Below are 22,148 nucleotides of genomic sequence, written 5' to 3' on the forward strand. Positions count from 1 at the left end.
GCAGAGTCCGGTTCGACCAGGTCGAACCAGACTCTGTTACTCCTGCGTCAGCCTGAAGATCAGGAGGTCAAAGCAGCCCGTTCTTCTTCAGGATCTCCGATGCGTTGTCCTTCGTAATCAACATTGTGGGCAAGGTGATGACCGGCTCCAGCTTCTCGCCCTTCAAGAGTTTGACAGCTTGCCGCAGCCCTTCGGCTCCGGGGGTCGCATAGAGGAAAGTCGCCGTGAGCTGCCCCTTGCTAACCCAGGTCACGCCTTCATCCGGCAGGCCATCGATGCCAAGAATAAACTTGATATCCTTGTCGCGGCCGGCGTCCTTGGCCGCGAGATAGGCGCCGTAGGCCATCGGATCGTTATGGCCATAGACCAGGTCGATCTTCTCGTTATTGCGCAGCGCGGTCGTCATGATGTTGTAGGCTTTGTCCTGCTTCCAGTCGCCCGACTGGTTGTTGAGCAGGTTCTTGATGCCCGGCTCCTTGTCGGTGAAAGCATGGAAGCCGTCGTGCCGGTCGTGGGCGGGCTGCGTGCCCATGCCGCCCCAGATTTCGACGACGTTGCCGGCCGCCTTGCCGGGACCGCCGAGCAGCTTCACTGCATATTCGCCGGCGGCCTTGCCGATCGCGACATTGTCGCCGCCGATGAACTGTGTGATCCGCTTGGTGTCGACGTTGCGATCGAGCACGATGACTGGAATCTTGGCGTCGATCGCCTTCTCGACGACGCCGGTCAGGCCCGCCGATTCCTTGGGTGAGATCAACAGGACGTTGACCTGCTGGACAACGAGGTTCTCGCAATCGGCGACCTGCTTCTCGGTCTTGTCCTGGCCGTCGGTGATGACGAGCTCGACGTCGGGCTGCTTCTTTGCCTCGGCCTGGATGTCCTTGTTGAACTGCACGCGCCACGGCTCGAGCGTGGTGCATTGGCTGAAGCCCACCTTCCATTTCGCGGCGGCCTTGGCGGGACTCCAGCCGGCCGGCACGTAGATCGTCATCGCGGCGCCGGCCATGGTGGTCGACAATTTTAGGAATTCACGACGCTTCATCGAAATCCTCCCTTGCAAATTGCGCCTTGGCGGCGCTTGGCAGCCGACAGGATTCGGCTGTTTTCGGATCGGCGCTGGCTTCCGGCGATCGGCTGAACCGCCATCGCGCGATGAGCTGGCCGAGATTCTGCTCCTGCACCAGCACGGTGCAGACGATGATCAACCCCTTCATCAGCAGCTGGACGTTGGAGTCGATGTTCTGAAGCTGCAGGATGTCCGAGAGCAAACCGAAGATCAGGACGCCGACGAAGGTGCCGGCGAGACCGCCTCGGCCGCCCATCAGGCTGGTGCCGCCGATCACGACCGCGGCGATGGCGTCGAGCTCGAGCCCGGCGCCGGCATCGGGCTTGCCTTGCCGGTACTGCGCGACGAACAGGACCCCTGCAATTCCCGCCAGGAGCCCGGACAGCAGATAGGCGGTGAGCTGGACCTGGGCGACCTTGATGCCCGAAAGCTTGGCGGCCTCGATGTTGCCGCCGATCGCATAGGCGTAGCGTCCAAAGGTCGTGAAACGCAGGATCGCGCCGAACAGGACGATCGCCGCGAGGAAGAAAACACTCGGCACCGGCAGCACGCCCCACAGCATCGAGCGGAGCAGCTCGAATGCTTCGGTGGCGTTGGTGCCGGTGTAGACCGGCACGACGGCATTGTCCTGGCCGGCGGTGAGACGGGCGATGCCGAGCGCACTGACCATCATCGCCAGCGTGACGATGAAGGGTTGCAAGCGCCCGGTGACGATCAGGACGCCGTTGATCGCCCCGAGCATCAAGGCGAGGCAGGGCGCGACGAGCAGAACGCCGAGAACGCCGAATTTGGTCGCGACCTGGTTCCCCGTCCACCATGCCACCGCGATCGCGACGACAAGGCCGAGCAATCCTGGAAGCCCCGTGCTGCGCCATGACGATAGCGCGATCTCGCGGCGTCGCCCCGCGCTGACATCACGGCCACGGGCGAGACCGGCAAAGATGAAGCGCGCAGCAAGGGCAACGGCAACACCGCTGACAAGCGTCGCCGCCGGAACGCCGATCACAGCGGCCGCGGTCCAGCCGGGCTTGGTGAGCAGCATCGCGCAGATCACCGTCGAAAAGCCCATGACCGAGCCGACCGACAAATCGATGCCGCCGAGCAGAATGACCATCGTCATGCCGGTGGCGACCAGGCCCGTAATCGAGACCTGCCGCAGGACATCGGTCAGGTTGCCGTAGGACAGGAAGATATTGTTACCGGACGACGTATGCGGCGAGGTGAGGGCGCCGACCAGGCAGATGAGCAGCAAGCCCCAGTAAAGCTTGGTCCGGGACAACAGCCGAAGAAGCGCCTTCATGACAATGTTTCCTGCGACCACGCTGCCATGCCCGGCGCTGCAAGGCGCATCACCGTCTCTTGCGTCGCGCTTTCGCGCCGCAGGATTCCGGTCTGCCGCCCCTCACACATCACCAGGATGCGGTCGGACAGCAGAAGAAGCTCCGGCATCTCGGAGGTGACCACGACGATGCCGAGGCCTTGCGCGGCGAGATCAAAGATCAGCCGGTAGATATCCTGCTTGGCGCCGATATCGATGCCGCGGGTCGGCTCGTCGAGCAGCAGAATCCGTGGTTCGGTGGCGAGCCATTTGCCGATCACGACCTTCTGCTGATTGCCGCCGGAGAGCGCAGCTGCCGTCTGATCGATGCCGGTGCAGCGGACCGAGAGCCGGCCTACCATGTCGGCCGCCAGCGCGCGTTCACGCGCGACGGCGCGCAGGCCGAAGCGCGATAGCGCGCCGATCGAGGGCAGGGCGATATTGTCGCAGATCGAGGCCGCGAGGTGCAGGCCGCGCTCTTTGCGATCCTCGCTCACGAGCGCGACACCGAGGCGGTAGGCCTCCGCTGGCGAGCTGATATCGACGGTCGCGCCATCGATCGCGATGGCGCCGCCCCGCCAACCGTTCGCGACACCAAAGATAGACTCCAGGATCTCCGTCCTGCCGGAACCGAGCAGGCCGCCGATGCCCAGGACCTCGCCGCGCCCGAGCTGAAAGCTGACGCCGTGCAACATCCGGCGCCAGCCATGCGGACCAAGCGTGTCCAGCGTCAGGTCATCCACCGAAAGGACGTTCGCGCCGTCTTGCACGGCCGCCCCGCGATCGCTTGTGACCATGTCGCGGCCGACCATCGCCGAGATGATCGCGCCCCGCGACAAGTCACCGATCGGAGCCGTGACAACGTGCCTGCCGTCGCGCAGCACCGTCACCCGGTCGGCGAGATCGAGCACCTCCTCGATACGATGCGAGGTGTAGATGATCGCGACGCCTTCGCTCGCGAGTTGCCGCACGATCTTGAACAGGGTCTCGCATTCCGACGACGACAATGCAGAGGTCGGCTCGTCCATGATGAGGATGCGGGCGTCGAGCGATAGCGCCTTGGCGATTTCCACCAATTGCTGCTCGCCGACGCGCAAGTCGGCGAGTCGACTTTCGGGAGCGATCCGGACGCCGAGGCGGTGAAGCAGGCGCTCCGCCGCCTTGACCATGCGGCGGCGGTGGATGAGCACGCCGCCGATCAGCGGCTCGCGACCCAGAAAGATATTGTCGGCGATGCTCAGCTCGGGAACGAGATTGAGCTCCTGGTGGATGATCGCGACGCCGGCCTCTTCAGCATCGCGCACACCGGCAAATGCGGCGGCCCGGCCACCGACCTCGATCGTCCCCAGGTAACTCGTATGCACGCCCGCAAGAATTTTCATCAAGGTGCTCTTGCCGGCACCGTTCTCGCCCATCAGTGCGTGCACCTCGCCGCAGCGCAGATCGAAGTCGACGCTACTGAGCGCCTTTACACCGGCAAAAGACTTCGAGACGCGCTCCGCAGAAAGCACAATTTGCCCGGTCGGCGCGCAGGCCCGGCCCAGCTCGACCATACGCGGGGAGCGGTGCGCGGCCCGATCATCCTCTTCTCCGAGGGCGCCGAAGCGTGTCTCCATCGGGCTACTCTCCTCCCAGCGCGCTCAAAGTCTCAGGAGACGTCGCGCGCCAGCTGTTCGTTCGTCATTTTTCTGATATGCTAGTTATATCAGTTGCCGCTCGTCAAGCCTCTTGCTGTCCACAATTGGCTTCCGCACCACTGGAAATGTGAACGTCAGCCACAGGACCACAGCATGCATTCAGTCGGCGGATTTAGCGGAGGAACGGCCGCCGCACGTCGGGCGGGCGGGTCGAAAGTCGACCAGGCCTATTTGGCGCTCAAGCGGGCCATCGTTTCGGGTGCGCTCGCGCCCGACGCCCCAATCGACAAGAACGAGTGGTGTGCAATTTTCGAAGTGTCTCGACTTTCCATAACGACCGCGATCAATCGGCTGGCTTTTGAGGGGCTTGTCGTGGTTGAGCCGCAGCGCGGCTCTTACGTGGCCAAGATCCACCTTGAGGATGTCAGGCAATGGATGTTGATGAGGCGTGCGCTGGAGATAGAGGTGGTCGGGGTCTGCGCGGCCGACATGCCGGACGATGCGATTGCTGCGCTTGGTCAGAACGTCGCCTACCAAATGGCCGCCATCACCAGCGGTGACCTCCAGGGTTTCCACGAACTCGACACCCGATTTCATCGCCAGATGACTGAGGGCTTGCGTCTGGGGCGGCTTGGCGAGGTTCTCGATCCGATCCGAACTCATCTGGAGCGCGTTCGCCGGACGCTTCTGCCGGAGCCGGGACGGCCCGAGGGAACCTTCCGCGAGCACGAAGCGATATTTCGAGCGATTGCTGCGCATGAGCCTGACCAGGCAAAGAACGAAATGGCGAACCATCTCGATCGCGTGTCGCGCGAGCTGCAGTCTTTTGTCGTGAAGCATCCCGGCTTCTTCGAAGACTAGCACCCGCGGGCCCAGCCAGTCGCAGAACTATCTCGCTTTCGCGACCCGACGCGCCTGCACCCCCTGACGTCACAATGAGATTGAGTACGGCTGACGAGTCGTCGCATACTCATTTTGGGTATGGCGGATGAGACGTTCGCTGCTGCCTTCGTTTACAAGATGAAGGTTGGTTTCCGATTCATGCGCAATGCTTCTGATATCATCCGGACGGTCTCGCGGCACACGCTGGCCTATATGCTGTTTTCGATCAGCGAGATGTTCCGGAATTACGACGAATTCGATCCGATGGACCTTCTGATCGTGCACGCGATTCTCAATGCGAACGTCATCAATGTGATGAACGATCCGTCACTGGACGAGAGGTTTTCCAGCATTCACACGGTCGAGCCGGATACGATCAAGCAGGGCGTGTCCCGCGCGGCACTGTCTCGCTTCCTCCGCCTGCCGCTGGAGACGGTTCGTCGTCGCGTGGCGGGACTGAAGAGGCGGAAGGTTCTCGCCGAGACCAAGGCCGGGCTGATCGTGACCGAGCAGAATGCATTCAAGTTTGGCAACAACCACGAGCTACAGAAGACCAACATGCTGCTGCTGACGAAGCTGCTTCGCGATCTCAAGCGCGCCGGCATCAACGGACCGGATGATCTGAGTGCCGCCAAACTGGTCGTGGCGACGAAGAAGGCGAAGTAAGCGGCAGGACATGGATCAAAGCCATCTCAACATTGCTGGCGATGGAGTTCAAAAAAGCGCTGCTGAGCGCTTGTTGTCGTTCCAGGGTCTCAAGCCATCCGCAGCGCTCGAGCTCCGGTCGTATGACATCGATCATTTCGGCGACAGCGAGAGATATGCCGGTGCGTCCAGCATGCCGTTGTCTGCCGGGTCGACCGCGATCATGCGCGCGCGGCTCAGTCTGCCGACCCTGAGCCTGTCGCTGGTGAGGACCTTCCCGCGGATCATTCGCGGCTATCAGCTGGCGCATGCCGCCGCCGTGGTGGTGCCGATGGATCATGTGACCTCGACCCGCATCAATGGGCAGTCAATCGGTAGTTCGATTGTCATCTTGAAGGGCGCGTCCGATTGCCTGGTCTATGAGCCGGTCGGCCGTCTGATCGGTGTGGTCTACTTCACGCCGCCCGCGTGCGGGCCCTGGTCTCGACTGGATGGCTATCATTTGCTGAGCCCGGCAGCGGACGTGCTCGCCTCGCTGCAGTGCCTGATCTCGGCAACGCTTGAAACCGCCGCCAACGATCCGGACTTCCTGAACGGGCCGATTTCGCGAGCGGCTGTCGAACAATCCCTGCTCGGCGCGATCGACTGCGCCATCCGGACCAGCGTGGACAGCAGGTCTGTGCATGCCACGACAGAGAGCTATCTGCGGATCGTCGCCGACATGGAAAGATCGATCCGGCACGATCTGACGATCTGGCTCAAGACGACCGAAATGGCCGAGCGGGTGGGCGTGTCGGTTCGGACCTTGCAGAGTGCGACGCAGGCCATCTGCGGCATGAGCCCGAATCGCTATAGCCGGGTCCTGCGTCTCTGGTCGGTGCGCCGGCAACTGCGCACCGGCCCGGGACGGCGCAGCGTGAAGGCCTGCGCCATTGCCCATGGCTTCTGGCATTTGAGCGAGTTCGCGGCGAGCTACAGGGCGGCGTTCGGCGAGCTGCCGTCCGAGACCCTGCATCGAGCTGTGCGGGAGTGCAGCTAGAAGGGAGATCGCGACCTAACCGGCCGTGCCGCCCCAATCGCCCAGCACCGCCTGCACCAGCGCCAGCGCCGCCACCGCGGCCGTGTCGGCCCGCAGGATCCGCGGGCCCAGCGCCAGCCGCAGAATCCTGGGCTGGCGCAGCAGCAGGGCCCGCTCTTCTTCGGCGAAGCCGCCCTCGGGGCCGATCAGGACGTCGATACCATGCCCGGATGCGCGCGCCTGTTGCAGGCTCTGGATCGGATTCTCGACCTCGGCCGCCTCGTCGCAGAACACCAGCAGGCGATCGGCGGGGCGCTGGCTGAGGTAGCGCTCAAGCGGCGCGGGCTCGGCCACGGTGGCGAGGCTCAGGATCCCGCATTGCTCGGCGGCCTCGATGACATTGGCGCGCATACGCTCGGTGTTGACGCGGGAGGCCTGGGTGAACCGGGTCTGGACCGGTTGCAGGATGGCGGCGCCCATCTCCACGGCCTTCTGGACCGTATAATCGAGCCGGGCATGCTTGAGCGGCGCAAACACGTAAGCGAGGTCGGGCAGCCGATCCTGGGGGCGGACTTGCTGGAGGATGACGAGGTTGTCGGGCCGCTTGCGGCCTTCGATCGCGGCCTGCCATTCGCCGTCGCGGCCGTTGAAGGCCAAAACCTCCGCCCCGGCGGCAAGCCGCAGCACATTGCCGAGATAGTTGCTCTGGTCCCGGTCGAGCGGAACCCTGGCATCCAGGGCCAGGGAGGGCTCGACGAACAGGCGGGGGGCGCGAAAATCGTGGGAGGGCATCGATCAAAAGTCCGATTTGCCGCCGTTCTTAACCGAAACCAGCCGTTTCGGGGGTAAATATTGCCGAATTGGTGCGTCGGCGCGCCGCGCTCTTGCCCTATTCGACGGGTTGTTAAGCGCCGGCGGGAATCGTAAAATCGCGGGCGCGCTGGTTGCGCTTCAATTGGGAAGACGCCGAACCCCGTAAGCTCCTGCCGGAGAGACTATCTTGATGATCCGTCGATTGATGGTTCCGATCACTGCCGCCATGCTGACCATGGGTGCTGCTGGCGCCTACGCCCAGGGGTTCCCGGCGCCGCTGCCGGGCCGGTCCGCACCCGATCCCGCGTTTCCGCCAGTGAACGGTTCGGCGCCGGTCGCCTCCGTCGGCGGTGCACCGCAAGCCTCGTTCCCGACCAACGGCGCAGCTCCCATCGGCGGTGCCGGCGCCTTCAGCGCGGCGCCGCCGACGCAAGGCGGTTCCGGCGAGGACTGCATGAAGGCCTTCATGCCGCTCCGCGAGGAGGCCGAGAAGCGCGGCAAGCTGATCCAGGCCGCGAGCAGCCGTCATGCGCCGCCGGATGAGGCCTGCAAGCTGATCCGCAATTTCAGCCAGGCTGAGACCAAGATGATCAAATACATCGAGGTTCATGCCGCCAAATGCGGAATCCCGCCGAACGTCGGCGCCCAGATGAAGGACGGCCACAAGAACACTGAGGCCATGGCGACGAAGGTCTGCAACGTTGCGCAGCAGATGCAGCAGCAGCAGGCGCGTCCGACCGGCCCGTCGCTGAGCGAGGTGGTCGGTTCGGGATCGGCCCCGGAAGCCAATGCCGGCAAGAAGGGCGGCAGCACCTTCGACACACTCAACGGCAACGTCCTGACCCGATGAGCGACACATCCGCCCGCGTTGCCGATTCCACCGGCAACTGGGTCGATACGCTCGCGCCGCAATGGGCGCGGCCTTATTTGCGCTTGTCTCGCTTCGATCGTCCGATCGGCTCCTGGCTTCTGTTGATGCCGTGCTGGTGGTCGGCCGCGCTCGCCAGCGGCATGGCGCATGATGTCCATCGCCTGCCGCTTGTCATCGTGCTGTTCTTGATCGGCGCCTTCGTGATGCGCGGCGCCGGCTGCACCTGGAACGACATCACCGACCGCGACCTCGACGACAAGGTCGAGCGCACCCGCTCGCGGCCGCTGCCGTCGGGGCAGGTGACCACCAGGCAGGCGCTCGCCTTCATGGTCGCGCAGGCCCTGATCGGGCTCGTCGTGCTGCTGCAGTTCAACCGCTTCGCGGTTCTGACCGGCATCGCCTCGCTTCTGATCGTTGCGATCTATCCCTTCATGAAGCGCATCACCTGGTGGCCGCAGATCGTGCTCGGGCTCGCCTTCTCCTGGGGCGCCCTGATGGGATTCGCCGTCACCTTCGGGCGCATCGACGTCACCGCACTGGTGCTCTACGCCGGCGCGATTTCCTGGGTGATCGGCTATGACACCATCTATGCGCATCAGGACGCCGAGGACGACGCGCTGATCGGCATCAAGTCCACCGCGCGCCTGTTCGGCGCACATACGCACCAGGCGCTGATCCTGTTCTACGGGTTATCGGTGATGCTGATCGGGGTCGCGCTGGCGTCAGGGGATGCGCGCTGGCCGGCCTGGATCGGGCTTGCCGCCTTCGCCGTGCATCTAGGCTGGCAGATCGCGCGGCTCCGGATCGAGGATCCCGAGCTTTGCAGGCGGCTGTTTTATTCGAACAAATATGCGGGGGCGCTGCTGTTCGCGGGATTGCTGGCCGACGCGGTGATCCGCGCGGCTTAGTTCCTTGCAGTGATCTCGCGTTCTCCGCGATGAACCGGCAGCTCGCGCGCCATGGCGGTGCGGCGGCGCATCAGGAATTTCGGACGGCGGTCGCGGATCGCGTTGCGGCGGCGACGGCGCGGTGCGGGCTTGCGGGCACCTTCGTCGAGCTGCGGCAGCGCAAATATCTCGCTCCAGATCGCCCAGGCCTCAGCGAGATCGTCGCCATCGGCACTGACCAGCAGTGGAACGGAGAGCGAGGGATCGCGATGCACCAGGACGAGGGTCTGCGCCTCGTCATTGCCGCGCAGCGCGACGCCGGTGAAGTCGCTGACGCGGACGTTGATCGCCATCTGCATGCCGCGGACGGCACGGCGCAGCACGACACGCTCGCGATGAAGCTCGATTTGCCTGGTGTAGCCGTCGGCACGCGGATCATGCGCATCGAAGCGGACCGGAAGGGAAAGAGGGTCGAGCCGCAAGCTGCGGCTCGACCCGGCGGGGTTGGCCCCGCATGTTGCTGTTTGACGCCTCACGGCTTTAGTTCTCCCCGCCAGGATTATGTTCCCGGTCGATGCGAGGACCTTAGCGCGCTCGTTTCCGAAACCGCTTAAAAAGCCTGGTTAATCCGGCGTCACCGCCCGCCATGATTGACAAGACCTTGGCGCGCATGATTGACGAGACGTTGCGCAGAAGCCGCGAATCTGAGCCTTCTGCAGGCTGATAATGCTTGAAGTCCGCACCATTTGGGCACATCTGGTGTTCAGGGCCCCGATCGCCCCGAAACCTCCCGCGTCCCAACAGGATTTCGTTTGTGAACCCTTCACCAAGCTCGACGCTTTTGCCCCAGGAAACGTCCAAAGCCAATCGCGACCTGTTCGATCAGTCCGCGCTCTCGGATCTTGCTCAGCGTCTGGTCGAGGCGGCGAAGCGCGCCGGCGCGGATGCGGCCGACGCGGTCGCGGTGCGCGGCATCTCGCAGGGCGTCGAGGTGCGCGACGGCCGTGTCGAGGAGTCCGAGCGGTCTGAGGGCGACGATGTCGGCCTGCGCGTGCTGGTCGGCCGGCGCCAGGCCGTGGTGTCGACCAATGACGCCAGCGGCGATGCCGTGACCAAGCTTGCCGAGCGTGCGGTGGCGATGGCGCGTGTTGCGCCCGACGACAAATATGTCGGGCTCGCCGATCCCGCGCTGCTCGCGCGCGATTTCCCCGATCTCGATCTGCTCGATCCCGATGTTCCCGCGACATCAGAGCTCGAGCGCCGCGCGCTCGAAGCCGAAGCCGCAGCACTTGCCGTCAAGGGCGTGTCGAAATCCGGCGGCGCCTCGGCCTCCGCCGGCATGGGCGGCATGGTGCTCGTCACCTCGACCGGTTTCCACGGCTCATATCTGCGCTCCAGCCAGGGCATCTCGGCGACCGCGATCGTCGGCGAAGGCACCGGCATGGAGCGCGACTACGACTTCACCTCGGCGCCGCACGGTGCCGATTTGCTGTCGCCGGAAATCGTCGGCCGTTCCGCCGGCGAGCGCACCGTGGCGCGCTACAATCCGCGCAAGGTCGAGACCTGCAAGGTGCCCGTCGTGTTCGATCCGCGCGTCGCGGGCTCGCTGGTCGGCCATGTCGTCGGCGCCATCAACGGCGCCTCGATCGCGCGCAAGACCAGCTTCCTGAAGGACAAGCTCGGTCAGCAGCTGTTTGCGAAAAACATCCGCATCATCGACGACCCCCTGCGCAAGCGCGGCCTGCGCTCGCAGACGTTTGACGCCGAGGGCGTCGCCGTGAAGCAGACCGCGCTGATCGACGAGGGCGTGCTGACGACCTGGCTGCTCGATTGCGCTACCGCGCGCGAGCTCGGCCTCACCACCACCGGCCACGCCCATCGCGGCGTGTCGTCCTCGCCGTCGCCGGGGCCGTACAATCTGCATCTCGAACCGGGCACGCCGACGCCGGCCGAGCTGATCTCGGACATCAAGCAGGGCTTTTACGTCACCGACCTGATCGGCTCCGGCGTCAACGGCGTCACCGGCGATTACAGCCGCGGCGCCTCCGGCTTCTGGATCGAGAATGGCGAGCTCACCTATCCCGTGAGCGAGGTGACGATCGCGGGCCATCTGTTCGAGATCTTCAAGTCGATGCAGCCGGCCAACAATCTCGAGTTCCGCTACGGCATCAATGCGCCGACGGTGCGCATCGAAGGACTGACGCTTGGCGGACGCTGACAGTCTCGACGCAAACGTTCTGACGCGCGACGCGGCGCTGCTGCAGGACACGGTGCGGGAGGCAGGTCACCTCGCGCAGTCGATGTTCCGCACCGAGCTGAAGAAGTGGATCAAGGGCGCGTCCTCGCCGGTCTCGGAAGCCGACATCGCCGTCAACGACCTCCTGGAAGCGCGCCTGCGCGGCGCCACGCCGGACTATGGCTGGCTCTCGGAGGAGAGCGCCGACGATGCCACGCGGCTGTCGCGGCGGCTGACCTGGGTGGTCGATCCCATCGACGGCACCCGCAATTATCTCAACGGCCATGACGAATGGTGCGTCAGCGTCGCGCTGGTCGAGGATGCCTTCCCCGTGCTGGCCGCGGTGTTCGCGCCTGTTAGCAACGAGTTCTTTTTCGCCGTCCGCGGCCAGGGCACGATGCTCAACGGCAAGCCGGTCCGGGCGACGGAAGGGACCGCGCTCGACTTCGCCCGGGTCGCCGGCCCGAAGCCGATGGTCGAGCGACTCAATACAAGCGGCGGCGACATCAAGCTGCATCCGCGAGTCGGGTCGCTGGCGCTCCGGCTCTGCCGGGTCGCCAATGGCGGGCTGGATGCGGCTTTTGCGGGGGGCAACAGCCATGATTGGGACCTTGCGGCGGCCGATTTGATCGTGCAGGAAGCGGATGGTAGGATGAGCGACCTCTCCGGAGATCCCATCCTCTATAATCGTCGGGAAGTGACGCACGGGGTGCTGGTGGCAGCGGGACGCGATCGTCATGCGAGCATTGTCGCGCATTTTCGAAATCGCCCCTTGCCCTGAGCGCGTCCGTTATGCTTTTCGAACACTGCTTTGCCGGGCAGCCCGTTAGGAGAACCCATGTCTGATAGTGCCCCGCAACAACTGCTCCATCTCGTCATCGGTGGCGAGCTGCTCGACCTCGAGCACAACACCTTCAAGAATCTCGACGACGTCGAGATCGTCGGCCTCTATCCGAACTATGCGTCCGCCCACGCCGCCTGGCGCGCCAAGGCGCAGAGCACGGTCGACAACGCGCAGATGCGCTATTTCATCGTCCATCTCCACCGGCTGCTCGACCCGAATCAAGAAACGAAGGCGCGTTGAAAAAACTGCTTCGCAATACGCTACGAAGCAGCTGGTTTCAGCGTGCCGTCGGGGTCCTGGCGGCCGAATATCTGCGTCTGGTCTGGCGGACCAACAGGTTCACGTTCGATCCGCCCGACGTCTATGACATCGTCGAGCCGCAGATCCCGGCGATCTTCGCATTCTGGCACGGCCAGCATTTCCTCACCCCGTTCATCAAGAACAAGGATTCCTACCGGGCCAAGGTGCTGATCTCCCGGCATCGCGACGGCGAGTTCAACGCGATCGCCGTCGAGCGGCTCGGCATCGGCCTGATCCGGGGTTCCGGGGACCACGGCGGCGCTTTCCACCGCAAAGGCGGCGTCGGCGCCTTCAGGGAAATGGTGTACACGCTCCAGGACGGTTGTAATGTCGCGCTGACCGCCGATGTCCCCAAGCGTTCGCGCGTGGCCGGCCTCGGCATCATCATGCTGGCACGGGAATCGGGGCGGCCGATCATGCCTTTCGCAATGGCGACCAGCCGCTTCATCCGGCTCAAGAACTGGGACCGCACCACCATCAACCTGCCGTTCGGGCGGGGCGCTCTGGTCGGCATCAAGGAGATCCACGTGCCGCCGGATGCCGATGCCGCCACCATGGAAGCGCTGCGGCAGGAGCTGGAAGACACGCTGAACGAAGCGACCCGCCGCGCCTATGCGCAGCTTGGTCGTCCGGGACCTGCAGATGGCTAATTCGCTGCCTCATGGGCTGCCGATGACGCTGCGGATGTATCAGCGCCTGGCCACGGGCCTGGTGCCGCTCGCGCCTGCGCTGATCAAGCGGCGGCTGAAGCAGGGCAAGGAAGATCCCGCGCGCGTTGGCGAACGGCGGGGGCTCAGCCGGGACGTGCGTCCGCATGGCCCGCTGGTCTGGATTCACGGCGCCAGCGTCGGCGAGGTTTTGGCCGCGGCCGCGCTGATCGAGCGCTTGCGCGACCTCAATTTGCGCATCCTGCTCACCTCCGGCACGGTCACCTCGGCCGCCGTGGTGGCAAAGCGTTTTCCGCCCGACGTCATCCATCAATACGTGCCGTATGATTCCCCGCGCTACGTCGCGCGCTTCCTCGACCATTGGAAGCCCTCGCTGGCACTGTTCATCGAATCCGACCTGTGGCCGAACCTGATTTTAGCAGGCGCGGCGCGCCGGGTGCCGATGGTGCTGATCAACGGGCGGATGTCGCAGCGCTCCTTCCCGCGCTGGCGCCGGATGCACGGCACCATCTCGGCGCTGCTGTCGCGGTTCGACATTTGTCTCGCACAATCCAACACCGATGCCGAACGTTTCTCTGCGCTCGGCAGCCGCGACGTCGTCACCACGGGCAATCTCAAGCTCGACGTCCCAGCACCGCCGGCTGATCCCGCAAGGCTCGAACGGCTGATGACGATGACGCGGGGGCGTCCGATCATCGTCGCAGCCTCGACCCATCCGGGCGAGGACGAGATGCTGGTCGCCGCGCATCGCAACCTCGTCGGTTTCTTCCCGCAGCTTCTGACCGTGATCGTGCCGCGGCATCCCGATCGCGGCTCGTCGATATCAGGTCTGATCACGGCGTCGGGCCTGAAGCCGGCCCTGCGCTCGCGCGAGGAGCTGCCGACGGCCGCGACCGACATCTATGTCGCCGACACCATGGGCGAGCTCGGCCTGTTCTACCGTCTCTCGCCGATCGTCTTCATGGGCGGATCGCTGATCCGCCATGGCGGCCAGAATCCGATCGAGGCGATCAAGCTCGGTGCGGCCATCGTCCATGGTCCGCACGTCTTCAACTTCGCCGACGTCTATGAGGCACTCGACGGCCGCGGCGGTGCGCGCCAGGCCGACACGCAGGAGGCGCTGGTCAAGCAGCTTGGCCAGCTGCTGGCCGATCCGGCCGTACGCGACAAGATGCAGCGCGCAGGAACAAGCGTGGTCGAGCAGCTCGGCGGCGCGCTCGATCGCACCATGACGGCGCTCGAGCCGTATTTGATGCAGTTGCGGATCGAGATGGGAGCCGCCAATGCGTGAGCCGGCCTTCTGGTACCGGCCGCGTTCCCCGAACTCATATCTCCTCAGCCCGTTGGGCGTGCTCTATGGCGCCATCGCTGCGCGCCGCATGGCGCGCAATGGATTTGATGCCGGCATCCCCGTGATCTGCGTCGGCAATTACCACGCCGGCGGCGCCGGCAAGACGCCGACCGTGCTGGCTCTGACCAAGCTGCTGCGCGAGCTCGGCGAGACGCCGGTGGTGCTCAGCCGCGGCTATGGCGGACGCTTGCACGGCCCGGTGATGGTCGATCGCGAACGTCATACCGCCGCCGATATCGGCGACGAGCCGCTGATGATGGTGCGCGACGTCCCCGTCGCCGTCGCACGCGACCGCCTCGACGGCGTCGCGCTGGCCAAATCGCAAGGCGCCACCGTGATCCTGATGGACGACGGCTTCCAGAACCCGCTTCTGTTGAAGGACGCTTCGCTGATCGTGATCGACAGCGCGCGCGGCCTCGGCAACGGCAAGGTGTTTCCTGCAGGTCCGCTGCGCGCCCCGCTGCAGGCGCAGCTTGCGCGCACCGACGCGCTGGTGCTGATCGGCGACGGCCATGCTGCGGACGATGTCGCGGCGAAGATCTCCGCGCGCGACAAGCCGGTGCTACGCGCGCGCCTGAAGCCGGACGCGGCTGCCGTCGCGCAACTGTTCGGCAAGCGGGTTTTGGCTTTCGCCGGCATTGGCGATCCCGAGCGTTTCTTCCGCAGCTTGGCAGCCTGCGGCATCGAGGTCGCACGCGCGCGTCCCTTCGCCGATCACCACATGTTCTCGCGAGGGGAGCTTGCCGCGCTGGCAGCCGAGGCCCGGCGCGAGCAGCTCATCCTGGTGACGACGGAAAAGGATCTCGCGCGCCTCCGCGGCCGCGACGGCGTGCCCGACAGTGTCGTGCCGTTCGCCGTCCAGCTCGAGTTCGGCGATCCGGCCAAGCTCAAGCAATTGATCAGCGACCATCTCTACAAGGCCCGCGAGCGGCGCTTTTCAAGCCGCTGAAATTTCCGCGAACGATCGTCTCGTAGGGGTGGGCAAAGCGCAGCGTGCCCACCCTCTATGTTCGCGTCCGGAGTGAGGTGGTGGGCACGCTGCGCTTTGCCCACCCTACAGCAGTCCGCCATTCAGCCAACGTTCATCGCAAAACCTCTATCGATCCCACCCGATCTCGGAGAATGCGATGAAACTGCTTCTCGCGGCCCTTGCCGCCGGCCTTGTGTGTCTGATCGTTGCGCCCATGTTTGCGCAGACGACACCGCCGCCCGCGGCTCCAACCGCCACGGTGCCGGTTCCCGCGACCAAGCGCGTGACCTGTCTTGCAACGACGCAGAATCTCAAGGGGCAGGACAAGCGCGACCAGATGCAGCTCTGCATGGCGCAGGCGCGGCTCGATTGCCTGAAACAGGCGATCGATCAGAAGGTGGTCGGCGAAGCGCGCAAGAGTGCGATCAAGACTTGCGTGGGCACGGATGGTCCCGAACAGGAATAGCCGCGCGGGTGAGGCCTCACGCCTGCGGCTTCGGCGCGTTGGGGAAATGCCGCTGCAGCACGGCGGTGGGCGTGGCGTAGGCTTCCTGCAGATCCACGCTCCAGTACTTCAATTCGTCGAGCGGGATCCGCGTGTCGGTGATGGCGCAGCGCACGAATGTCCCCGGCGAGATCACGCGGAAATCGCCGTCGAGATATTGTACCTGCGCTTCGCCATGGCCCGAAGGGCCGAACTTGTTCAGCACGGTCGAAAGTCTCCGTGGATGGGCCCTGTTCGGAAAAACCTTGCAGGGCACGATGTGTTGGACTGGATGTAGCATAAATAGGGTGGCTTGTCCGCCCGTTAAACCCACCGGTTTGTGATGTTTTGCCGCCGTTACCGCATGATAGTGCTTGAGGCCGTGCGCCACCTCCAACAGAGTCCGATGCGCCTTCCGCTGACCGCCCTGTTCCTGACGGTTCTGATATCCGCCGCGCACGCCGCGCCGGCGCCTGCGCCTGCGCAGATCGAGATTCCGCTGTCGTCAGGCGTCCTGCATGCGCAACTGTTCAAGCCCGAGGGCGAGGGGCCGTTTCCGACCGTGATCGCGCTGCATGGCTGCGGCGGCCTCGGCAGCCATTCCGATTCCGTGCAGCCGCGCTATCGCGATTGGGCCGAGCGCCTGCTTAGGGCGGGCAATGCGGTGCTGCTGCCGGACAGCTACGGCTCGCGCGAGCTCGGGCCGCAATGCCGCGTCAAGGAGACGCACGTCAAGGCGCGGCGCGAGCGCGTCACCGACATCGCGGCATCGCGGGCGTGGCTGATGAAGCAGAGCTGGGTGGCGCGTAACCGTGTCAGCCTGATGGGCTGGGCCAATGGGGCCAGTGCGCTGCTCTGGGCGGTGCGTCCGCAGAGCGTGGCCCGTGATGCGGGACCGGATTTCCGCGCCGCGATCGCATTCTACCCGGATTGCCGGATCTCCGCCGGTCTCGGCTGGAGCACGCGGGTGCCGACGCTGGTGCTGATCGGCGCCAATGACGACGTCTCCTCGCCGCCGGCCTGCCGCCAGATGGTGGATGGCGCGCACGGCCGCAGCGCGCTCGCGCGCATTGTGGTCTATCCCGGCGCCTATCACGATTTCGACCGCGCCAACACGCCGCTGCACGCGGCCGCCAGCAGCACCGACGCCGCCGCACCCGAGCATGGCCATCTCGGCACCGATTCCGAGGCGCGCGCGGACTCGCAGAAGGAAGTCGCGGAGTGGCTGGCGCGATAGTGGTGCCTTAGTTCGACCATGATGTCGGCTAAACGCATCTCTCATGCGCAATCGCTTCGCTCTCTTCTCCTCCGCACTGGTGATCTTCACCGTCGTGATCTTCCTGTTCGAAGCCCACGCCGGCTCGACCCAGCTCGCCCCGGACCATTGCGGCTTCTGGACCACGATCGACGCGGGCTTGTCCTGCCGGTAGGGGCGGGGGGAACTACGCACTGCCTCCACATCGTCATTGCGAGCGCAGCGAAGCAATCCAGAATCTTTCCACGGAGGGACTCTGGATTGCTTCGCTGCGCTCGCAATGACGAGATTGGGGCTGCACGCGCGCCACATCCTCGCTGTCATCGTCCGGCTTGACCGGACGATCCAGTATTCCGAGACGTCTGTGATTCACCGAGAAGCCGCGGCGTACTGGATTCCCCGCCTTCGCGGGGAATGACAGCGGGGGCGAGGCGCCGTCATCGCACCTCAGAACAAACTGCCCTGATCCACCGGCTTGCCCACGCGCTTCGGCGCGGGCTTTGTCTCCTGCGCCGCGGGCTTCGGCTGCGCTGGTGCGCGCTTGGCCACGGGCGCCGGGACATCGGCATCCGCCGTCGCGTTCACGCGTCCATCCGCAAACTCGATCGCGAGCCGCGCATTCGGTCCGACGCTATCAGCCGAATGCAGCGGATGCCCTGCGTCATCCCGCACCAGCGCAAAGCCGCGGGCGAGCACGCCGCGATAGGACAGTGCGGAGAGCAGCTTGCCGCTGTTCTCGACGCGGGCGTCTAACCGCTGCAGCAAGGTGACGAGTGCGCGGTTGGCGCGCTCGGTGAGGCGATGCGTGCGCTCGCGCTGGCGGACAATCGCGTTGCGCTGGGCCTGCGCGTTGGAGAGCTTCGAGGCCCGCAGGCGCACTTCAAGCCCGGCGAAGCGGTCGCGCCGTCGCCGCAGCAGCGAGCGCGCCGACAGCCCGAGCCGTTCGCCGCACACGGTGAGGCGGTGGCTGGCTTGTGCGATCTGGCCGTGCAGCACCCGCAGCGTCAGTTTTGAGCTTGCCGCGGTAAACCTGCGGAAATGCGCATGCGTGTTGGCCTTGAGCCCGCGGGGTAGGGAGGCGCCGGCTGAATCCAGCCGCTGCCGCGGGATCGCGAGCAGATCGGACGCGGCGGGAAGCGCGCGTGCGGCGGCGCGCAATTCGCTGCGGCGGCTCTCGTGGGCACGCTGCCAACAGGCGCGCGTGCGCCGCGCCAGATCGGCGACCTCGACGAACAATTCGCTGCGCACCGGCACGGCCATCTCGGCCGCCGCCGTCGGCGTCGGGGCGCGCTTGTCGGCGACGAAATCGATCAGCGTGATGTCGGTCTCGTGGCCGACCGCGGAGATCAGCGGGATCATGCTCTCGGCCGCAGCGCGGACCACGATCTCCTCGTTGAACGACCAGAGATCCTCCAGCGAGCCGCCGCCGCGCGCGACGATCAGCACGTCGGGCCGCGGAATCTTGCCGCCCGGGGCAATCGCGTTGAAGCCGCGGATCGCAGCTGCAACCTGCTCGGCCGAACCGTCGCCCTGAACTTTTACCGGCCACACTAGCACATGACGGGGGAAGCGGTCCTCGAGCCGGTGCAGGATGTCGCGGATCACGGCGCCGGTCGGCGAGGTCACGACGCCGATCACCTCCGGCAGCCAGGGCAGCAACTGCTTGCGCGCCTCGTCGAACAGGCCTTCGGCGGCGAGCTTCTTCTTGCGCTCCTCCATCAGCGCCATCAGCGCGCCGATGCCGGCCGGCTCCAGCGCCTCGATGACGATCTGGTATTTCGAGGAGCCCGGATAGGTCGTGAGCTTGCCGGTGGCGATGACCTCGAGCCCCTCCTGGGGCTTGAAGCGCATCCGGCCGTGCACGCCCTTCCAGATCACCGCCTCGATCTTGGCGCTCTCGTCCTTGAGCGCGAAATAGCAATGGCCGGAGGAATGGGCGCCGCGGAACCCGGAGATCTCGCCGCGGACCCGGACGTGGCCATAGGTGTCCTCCACCGTCCGCTTCAGGGACTGCGAAAGCTCGGAGACGGTGAATTCGGGCGTATTGGGCAGGGGTTCCGCAGGCATCGGCAAACGATTCGGCATGTTGGGATCTAGCCCGACGTTAAGGATTTTCGCCGCGCGGCGCCAATCCGGGGATTGATTTGGAGAGTACTCTGTAGTATAGAGTTCTCTATTGATGATCTGGTGAGGGAGTTTGGACCATGGCGATGCGGTTGCTGCGAGGTGCTCTGGGCTTGCTGAAATGGGGTCTGTGCGCGACCGGCGCAGTGGCGCTGATCTTCATCGCCTTGATCGCCACTCCGTTGGAGCGGCCCGCCGAGATGCGCTCCGTCTCGGATTCCGCCAAGGGCATCGACTGGTCCACTCTCCCGCCGCTCGAACGCTTCCAGGCCCGCGACGGCACCTGGCTTGGCTTCCGGCGCTACGCGCCGAAGGGGGCGGACACCGGCCGCGGCGCGATCTTCATCCACGGTTCGTCCGGCTCCTCCGGCACGGTCAATCACGCCCTGACGGCGGCGATGGCGGCACACGGCGTCGAGACCTGGGCACTCGACACGCGTGGCCACGGCGCCTCCGGCACGCGCGGCGACATCGGCTATGTCGGCCAGCTCGAGGACGACCTCGTCGACTTCGTCGCCCATGTCCGCAAGAGCGCGCCGGATCTGCCGCTCACTTTGGTCGGCCATTCCGCCGGCGGCGGCTTCTCGCTGCGCGTCGCCGCAACGCCGATCGTGCAGGACCTGTTCGTGCGCACCGTGCTGGTCGCGCCCTATCTCGGCTATGACGCGCCGACCAACAAGCCGCATTCCGGCGGCTGGGCCAATGCCGACATCCCGCGCTTTCTCGGGCTCGCCGCGCTGCGCAAGCTCGGCGTCGATTGCTGCGCGCAGCTTCCGGTGCTCGCCTTCGCGGTGCCTGCGAATTCGGAGCGGATCCTGACGGCGACCTATTCCGACCGCCTGATGCGCAATTTCGCCACGCACGGCTATCGCCTCGATCTGCCTGATGTGACGCATCCGATGACGATCTTCGGCGGCGGAGAGGACGAGATGATGATCTCCGACAAATATGCCGAGACCGTGCAGGCCATCAAGCCGTCCGTCGACGTCAAGCTGATCGAGGGCGTCAACCACATGGGCATGGTCACCAACCCGAAGGCGGTCAATGTGATCGCCGAGGACGTGGCAACGCGCGGGAGCGGGCAGTCATGATCGACAGCAAGCAGGCCTCCGAAGCGCTCGCCGACATCGACGACATCGTCCAGCGCGTACGGCAGTCGCGCATCTACGATCTCGCCAGCCAGATGATGATCATGTGGGGCGTGCTGGTGTTCGTCGCCAACATCGCGACCTGGCTCTGGCCACGTGAAGCCTATTATTACTGGCTCGCGGTCTATGCCCTCGGCATCGCCGGCTCGTTCGCGATCAGCTCGGCGAACCAGACCGCGACGGGAGTTCGCAGCTTCGACCTGCGGATGCTGCTCGCCTTCCTGATGTTTGTCGCCTTCGGCTTCCTCTGCGCGCACGTCCTCGGCCATTTCACGCCGCGCCAGCAGGGCACGTTCTGGACGATCTACTTTATGCTGTTCTATGCGCTGGCGGGGCTGTGGTTCGGCACTGCCTTCGTCGTGATCGCGCTCGCGATCACTGCGCTGACGCTGGTCGGCTATTTCCTCGTCACCGGCGACGCCTTCCTGCCGTGGATGGCCGTCGTCAACGGCGCCGGCCTGATCGTCGGCGGCCTCTGGATGCGACGGAGCTAGCGCCATGGCCGAGCTCGACGACATCATCCACCAGCCGCTGCGGCTCAAGATCATGGCCGCGCTGAATTCGCTGCCGGCCACGGCGGCGGGTCTCGAATTTTCCCGGCTCAAGAAGCTGACCGGCGCAACCGATGGCAATCTCGGCGCGCACATCGAGACCCTGGCCAAGGCCGGCTACGTCTCGGTCGACAAGGCCTTTGTCGGCAAGAAGCCGCAGACGACGGTGACCGCAACCGCCACCGGCCGCGGCGCCTTCGCGCGGCATGTGGCGACGCTGCAGGAGATCATTGCGGGGAAGCAGGGGTAACGCCGATCGTCATCTCGGGGCGTTGCGTAGCGACGCTTGCTTCAGATCGCGGCGCCGATTGCTGTTCCCTCTCCCCTTTGCCCCTTGTGGGAGGGGGCAGTGAGGACGGTGCCACAAACTCAATCGGGTGAGGGGTTTGAACGTGGTCGCGCTGTGCAAGCTGGACTTCGCGGAGCCGTTCAAGGCTGAGGCTGTTCGGGCGCTTGGGGTCTTCGTGCCGCCGGTTGGCGTTATCGCCGGGTACGTCACGTTCGACGAGGAGCGGCACTAGTGGGGCGCCGTTCGTGGTGCTCTCATCTACTTTCCGCCACAGCAAGTAGGTGAGCGGGCCGTTATCTAGACGGGACAGAAGTGGACCCCGTTGCTCAACCAAGGCAAAACCTGAACTATTTCAGATAGAAAAGAGAGGGGCGGGACGTTAGTTCCGCCCCTTGTCGTTTGGGCGGGGAAGTATCCATCTTTGCGTTATAATAGCTTCTGAGAGGCTGAAGAAGTTAACGCGATTCAAACTGCCCTAGTTTTAAAGGGGTGTTCGAGTCTCGGGATATTAACCATTCTGCCTTAGGCTGATTAGCAAACATTCGAACCCCTCATTGTGAGGACAGGGACATGGCGACTGAGAAACTGCCCCAACGGGCGGGTGATAAAACTCGGCCTGAATCTGAGCTGAGCCAGATCCTGGCTCGGGCGCCTGAGCTTATCGCCGCTGCTGGCCCGCGGTATGGCTGCTTCCTGGTGTTTGCGGCCATCATGAGGAGCCGGGGGCCGTGGGGCATGGCCATCGGTTCGGTCGCTGTGCTGCTGTACAAGTACGGGCTGCGATAGCTGAT

The 22,148-nt window shown here is 65.0% G+C and carries 25 protein-coding genes; 18 read left to right on the forward strand and 7 right to left on the reverse strand.

From position 1 onward, the window contains the following. Positions 1-67 precede the first annotated feature (67 nt). Genes ABIC09_RS19340 through ABIC09_RS19350 form a run of 3 tightly spaced genes read right to left on the reverse strand, consistent with a single transcriptional unit; the run spans position 68 to position 3,937 of the window. Entirely contained in the window at positions 68-991 is a 924-nt protein-coding gene (locus tag ABIC09_RS19340) for a substrate-binding domain-containing protein (protein WP_502917682.1), read from the reverse strand. A 37-nt stretch (positions 992-1,028) separates the two neighbouring features. Next, positions 1,029-2,366: an ABC transporter permease gene (locus ABIC09_RS19345; RefSeq protein ID WP_354110229.1), complete on the reverse strand. Its 1,338-nt coding sequence runs from the start codon at positions 2,364-2,366 to the stop codon at positions 1,029-1,031. Next, complete coding sequence (locus ABIC09_RS19350) at positions 2,363-3,937, reverse strand: sugar ABC transporter ATP-binding protein (RefSeq protein ID WP_354110304.1); 1,575 nt, start codon at positions 3,935-3,937, stop codon at positions 2,363-2,365. Before ABIC09_RS19350 ends, ABIC09_RS19345 begins: the two co-directional genes overlap by 4 nt. A 237-nt stretch (positions 3,938-4,174) precedes the next feature. On the opposite strand from ABIC09_RS19350, the gene ABIC09_RS19355 reads away from it, so the two are divergent. The 3 genes from ABIC09_RS19355 to ABIC09_RS19365 all read left to right on the forward strand — a co-directional run bounded on the left by ABIC09_RS19355 (position 4,175) and on the right by ABIC09_RS19365 (position 6,587). Then, positions 4,175-4,882, forward strand: coding sequence for a GntR family transcriptional regulator (locus ABIC09_RS19355; RefSeq protein WP_354110230.1), 708 nt, complete (start codon positions 4,175-4,177; stop codon positions 4,880-4,882). A gap of 180 nt (positions 4,883-5,062) precedes the next feature. After that, positions 5,063-5,569, forward strand: a complete 507-nt coding sequence (locus ABIC09_RS19360; protein ID WP_148755086.1) for a hypothetical protein — start codon at positions 5,063-5,065, stop codon at positions 5,567-5,569. 202 nt (positions 5,570-5,771) lie between these two features. Beyond that, complete coding sequence (locus tag ABIC09_RS19365; RefSeq protein WP_354110231.1) at positions 5,772-6,587, forward strand: helix-turn-helix domain-containing protein; 816 nt, start codon at positions 5,772-5,774, stop codon at positions 6,585-6,587. A gap of 15 nt (positions 6,588-6,602) precedes the next feature. Here ABIC09_RS19365 and ABIC09_RS19370 read toward each other — a convergent pair whose 3' ends face one another. Continuing rightward, positions 6,603-7,358 (reverse strand): 16S rRNA (uracil(1498)-N(3))-methyltransferase, encoded by a 756-nt coding sequence (locus ABIC09_RS19370; protein WP_354110232.1) that lies wholly within the window; start codon positions 7,356-7,358, stop codon positions 6,603-6,605. A gap of 211 nt (positions 7,359-7,569) precedes the next feature. Between ABIC09_RS19370 and ABIC09_RS19375 the strand changes: the two genes are divergently transcribed. Beyond that, complete coding sequence (locus ABIC09_RS19375; protein ID WP_354082443.1) at positions 7,570-8,229, forward strand: hypothetical protein; 660 nt, start codon at positions 7,570-7,572, stop codon at positions 8,227-8,229. Continuing rightward, positions 8,226-9,158 (forward strand): 4-hydroxybenzoate octaprenyltransferase, encoded by a 933-nt coding sequence (gene ubiA / locus ABIC09_RS19380; protein WP_354082442.1) that lies wholly within the window; start codon positions 8,226-8,228, stop codon positions 9,156-9,158. Before ABIC09_RS19375 ends, ubiA begins: the two co-directional genes overlap by 4 nt. Here the strand turns inward: ubiA and ABIC09_RS19385 are convergent. Beyond that, positions 9,155-9,673 carry a DUF6101 family protein gene (locus tag ABIC09_RS19385; RefSeq protein ID WP_354032950.1) on the reverse strand — a complete coding sequence of 173 codons (519 nt, stop codon included), beginning with the start codon at positions 9,671-9,673 and terminating at the stop codon, positions 9,155-9,157. The two genes, ubiA and ABIC09_RS19385, sit on opposite strands and share 4 nt — an antisense overlap. A gap of 278 nt (positions 9,674-9,951) precedes the next feature. Here ABIC09_RS19385 and ABIC09_RS19390 point away from each other — a divergent pair, with 278 nt between their 5' ends. The 7 genes from ABIC09_RS19390 (at position 9,952) to ABIC09_RS19420 (ending at position 15,972) form a co-directional block, all read left to right on the forward strand. Beyond that, complete coding sequence (locus ABIC09_RS19390; RefSeq protein ID WP_148755092.1) at positions 9,952-11,355, forward strand: TldD/PmbA family protein; 1,404 nt, start codon at positions 9,952-9,954, stop codon at positions 11,353-11,355. Then, positions 11,342-12,154 (forward strand): inositol monophosphatase family protein, encoded by an 813-nt coding sequence (locus ABIC09_RS19395; RefSeq protein ID WP_354110233.1) that lies wholly within the window; start codon positions 11,342-11,344, stop codon positions 12,152-12,154. Before ABIC09_RS19390 ends, ABIC09_RS19395 begins: the two co-directional genes overlap by 14 nt. 57 nt (positions 12,155-12,211) lie before the next feature. Continuing rightward, entirely contained in the window at positions 12,212-12,457 is a 246-nt protein-coding gene (locus ABIC09_RS19400) for a DUF4170 domain-containing protein (protein WP_128953976.1), read from the forward strand. Further along, positions 12,454-13,167 carry a lysophospholipid acyltransferase family protein gene (locus ABIC09_RS19405; RefSeq protein ID WP_148755094.1) on the forward strand — a complete coding sequence of 238 codons (714 nt, stop codon included), beginning with the start codon at positions 12,454-12,456 and terminating at the stop codon, positions 13,165-13,167. The genes ABIC09_RS19400 and ABIC09_RS19405 overlap by 4 nt, the downstream gene beginning before the upstream one ends. Then, positions 13,160-14,476 (forward strand): 3-deoxy-D-manno-octulosonic acid transferase, encoded by a 1,317-nt coding sequence (locus ABIC09_RS19410; protein ID WP_354110234.1) that lies wholly within the window; start codon positions 13,160-13,162, stop codon positions 14,474-14,476. The genes ABIC09_RS19405 and ABIC09_RS19410 overlap by 8 nt, the downstream gene beginning before the upstream one ends. Beyond that, the gene (gene lpxK / locus ABIC09_RS19415) at positions 14,469-15,485 is read left to right on the forward strand and encodes a tetraacyldisaccharide 4'-kinase (RefSeq protein ID WP_354110235.1); all 1,017 of its coding nucleotides are present in this window, start codon (positions 14,469-14,471) and stop codon (positions 15,483-15,485) included. The genes ABIC09_RS19410 and lpxK overlap by 8 nt, the downstream gene beginning before the upstream one ends. A 178-nt stretch (positions 15,486-15,663) precedes the next feature. Further along, the gene (locus ABIC09_RS19420) at positions 15,664-15,972 is read left to right on the forward strand and encodes a hypothetical protein (RefSeq protein WP_354110236.1); all 309 of its coding nucleotides are present in this window, start codon (positions 15,664-15,666) and stop codon (positions 15,970-15,972) included. 16 nt (positions 15,973-15,988) lie between these two features. Here ABIC09_RS19420 and ABIC09_RS19425 read toward each other — a convergent pair whose 3' ends face one another. Next, entirely contained in the window at positions 15,989-16,216 is a 228-nt protein-coding gene (locus ABIC09_RS19425) for a DUF2093 domain-containing protein (RefSeq protein ID WP_354032955.1), read from the reverse strand. Positions 16,217-16,396: 180 nt separating this feature from the next. On the opposite strand from ABIC09_RS19425, the gene ABIC09_RS19430 reads away from it, so the two are divergent. Both ABIC09_RS19430 and ABIC09_RS19435 read left to right on the forward strand, forming a co-directional pair. Next, entirely contained in the window at positions 16,397-17,227 is an 831-nt protein-coding gene (locus ABIC09_RS19430; RefSeq protein WP_354082437.1) for a dienelactone hydrolase family protein, read from the forward strand. 43 nt (positions 17,228-17,270) lie between these two features. After that, positions 17,271-17,420: a hypothetical protein gene (locus tag ABIC09_RS19435; protein WP_354032957.1), complete on the forward strand. Its 150-nt coding sequence runs from the start codon at positions 17,271-17,273 to the stop codon at positions 17,418-17,420. Positions 17,421-17,692: 272 nt separating this feature from the next. Here the strand turns inward: ABIC09_RS19435 and xseA are convergent, their stop codons facing one another. After that, on the reverse strand, positions 17,693-19,330 hold the full coding sequence (gene xseA / locus ABIC09_RS19440; RefSeq protein WP_354110237.1) for an exodeoxyribonuclease VII large subunit: 1,638 nt from the start codon (positions 19,328-19,330) through the stop codon (positions 17,693-17,695). Positions 19,331-19,449: 119 nt separating this feature from the next. On the opposite strand from xseA, the gene ABIC09_RS19445 reads away from it, so the two are divergent. The 4 genes from ABIC09_RS19445 to ABIC09_RS19460 all read left to right on the forward strand — a co-directional run bounded on the left by ABIC09_RS19445 (position 19,450) and on the right by ABIC09_RS19460 (position 21,589). Then, the gene (locus ABIC09_RS19445) at positions 19,450-20,460 is read left to right on the forward strand and encodes an alpha/beta hydrolase (protein WP_354110238.1); all 1,011 of its coding nucleotides are present in this window, start codon (positions 19,450-19,452) and stop codon (positions 20,458-20,460) included. After that, positions 20,457-21,011: a hypothetical protein gene (locus ABIC09_RS19450; protein WP_354110239.1), complete on the forward strand. Its 555-nt coding sequence runs from the start codon at positions 20,457-20,459 to the stop codon at positions 21,009-21,011. The genes ABIC09_RS19445 and ABIC09_RS19450 overlap by 4 nt, the downstream gene beginning before the upstream one ends. Positions 21,012-21,015: 4 nt before the next feature. Beyond that, a complete protein-coding gene (locus tag ABIC09_RS19455; protein ID WP_354110240.1) occupies positions 21,016-21,318 on the forward strand; it encodes a winged helix-turn-helix domain-containing protein in 303 nt (100 codons plus the stop codon). 136 nt (positions 21,319-21,454) lie between these two features. Then, a complete protein-coding gene (locus ABIC09_RS19460) occupies positions 21,455-21,589 on the forward strand; it encodes a hypothetical protein (RefSeq protein WP_354110241.1) in 135 nt (44 codons plus the stop codon). The last annotated feature ends 559 nt before the right edge of the window (positions 21,590-22,148 follow it).

The sequence above is a fragment of the Bradyrhizobium sp. S3.12.5 genome (genome assembly GCF_040548225.1).
GTDB lineage: Bacteria > Pseudomonadota > Alphaproteobacteria > Rhizobiales > Xanthobacteraceae > Bradyrhizobium > Bradyrhizobium cytisi.

Coding starts and splice junctions, on each gene's coding strand:
- ABIC09_RS19340 (WP_502917682.1), bottom strand. CDS start 991: ATGACGATCTACGTGCCGGCCGGCTGGAGTCCCGCCAAGGCCGCCGCG.
- ABIC09_RS19345 (WP_354110229.1), bottom strand. CDS start 2,366: ATGAAGGCGCTTCTTCGGCTGTTGTCCCGGACCAAGCTTTACTGGGGC.
- ABIC09_RS19350 (WP_354110304.1), bottom strand. CDS start 3,937: ATGGTCGAGCTGGGCCGGGCCTGCGCGCCGACCGGGCAAATTGTGCTT.
- ABIC09_RS19355 (WP_354110230.1), top strand. CDS start 4,175: ATGCATTCAGTCGGCGGATTTAGCGGAGGAACGGCCGCCGCACGTCGG.
- ABIC09_RS19360 (WP_148755086.1), top strand. CDS start 5,063: ATGCGCAATGCTTCTGATATCATCCGGACGGTCTCGCGGCACACGCTG.
- ABIC09_RS19365 (WP_354110231.1), top strand. CDS start 5,772: ATGCGCGCGCGGCTCAGTCTGCCGACCCTGAGCCTGTCGCTGGTGAGG.
- ABIC09_RS19370 (WP_354110232.1), bottom strand. CDS start 7,358: ATGCCCTCCCACGATTTTCGCGCCCCCCGCCTGTTCGTCGAGCCCTCC.
- ABIC09_RS19375 (WP_354082443.1), top strand. CDS start 7,570: ATGATCCGTCGATTGATGGTTCCGATCACTGCCGCCATGCTGACCATG.
- ubiA (WP_354082442.1), top strand. CDS start 8,226: ATGAGCGACACATCCGCCCGCGTTGCCGATTCCACCGGCAACTGGGTC.
- ABIC09_RS19400 (WP_128953976.1), top strand. CDS start 12,212: ATGTCTGATAGTGCCCCGCAACAACTGCTCCATCTCGTCATCGGTGGC.
- ABIC09_RS19410 (WP_354110234.1), top strand. CDS start 13,160: ATGGCTAATTCGCTGCCTCATGGGCTGCCGATGACGCTGCGGATGTAT.
- lpxK (WP_354110235.1), top strand. CDS start 14,469: ATGCGTGAGCCGGCCTTCTGGTACCGGCCGCGTTCCCCGAACTCATAT.
- ABIC09_RS19420 (WP_354110236.1), top strand. CDS start 15,664: ATGAAACTGCTTCTCGCGGCCCTTGCCGCCGGCCTTGTGTGTCTGATC.
- ABIC09_RS19430 (WP_354082437.1), top strand. CDS start 16,397: ATGCGCCTTCCGCTGACCGCCCTGTTCCTGACGGTTCTGATATCCGCC.
- ABIC09_RS19435 (WP_354032957.1), top strand. CDS start 17,271: ATGCGCAATCGCTTCGCTCTCTTCTCCTCCGCACTGGTGATCTTCACC.
- xseA (WP_354110237.1), bottom strand. CDS start 19,330: ATGCCGAATCGTTTGCCGATGCCTGCGGAACCCCTGCCCAATACGCCC.
- ABIC09_RS19445 (WP_354110238.1), top strand. CDS start 19,450: ATGGCGATGCGGTTGCTGCGAGGTGCTCTGGGCTTGCTGAAATGGGGT.
- ABIC09_RS19450 (WP_354110239.1), top strand. CDS start 20,457: ATGATCGACAGCAAGCAGGCCTCCGAAGCGCTCGCCGACATCGACGAC.
- ABIC09_RS19455 (WP_354110240.1), top strand. CDS start 21,016: ATGGCCGAGCTCGACGACATCATCCACCAGCCGCTGCGGCTCAAGATC.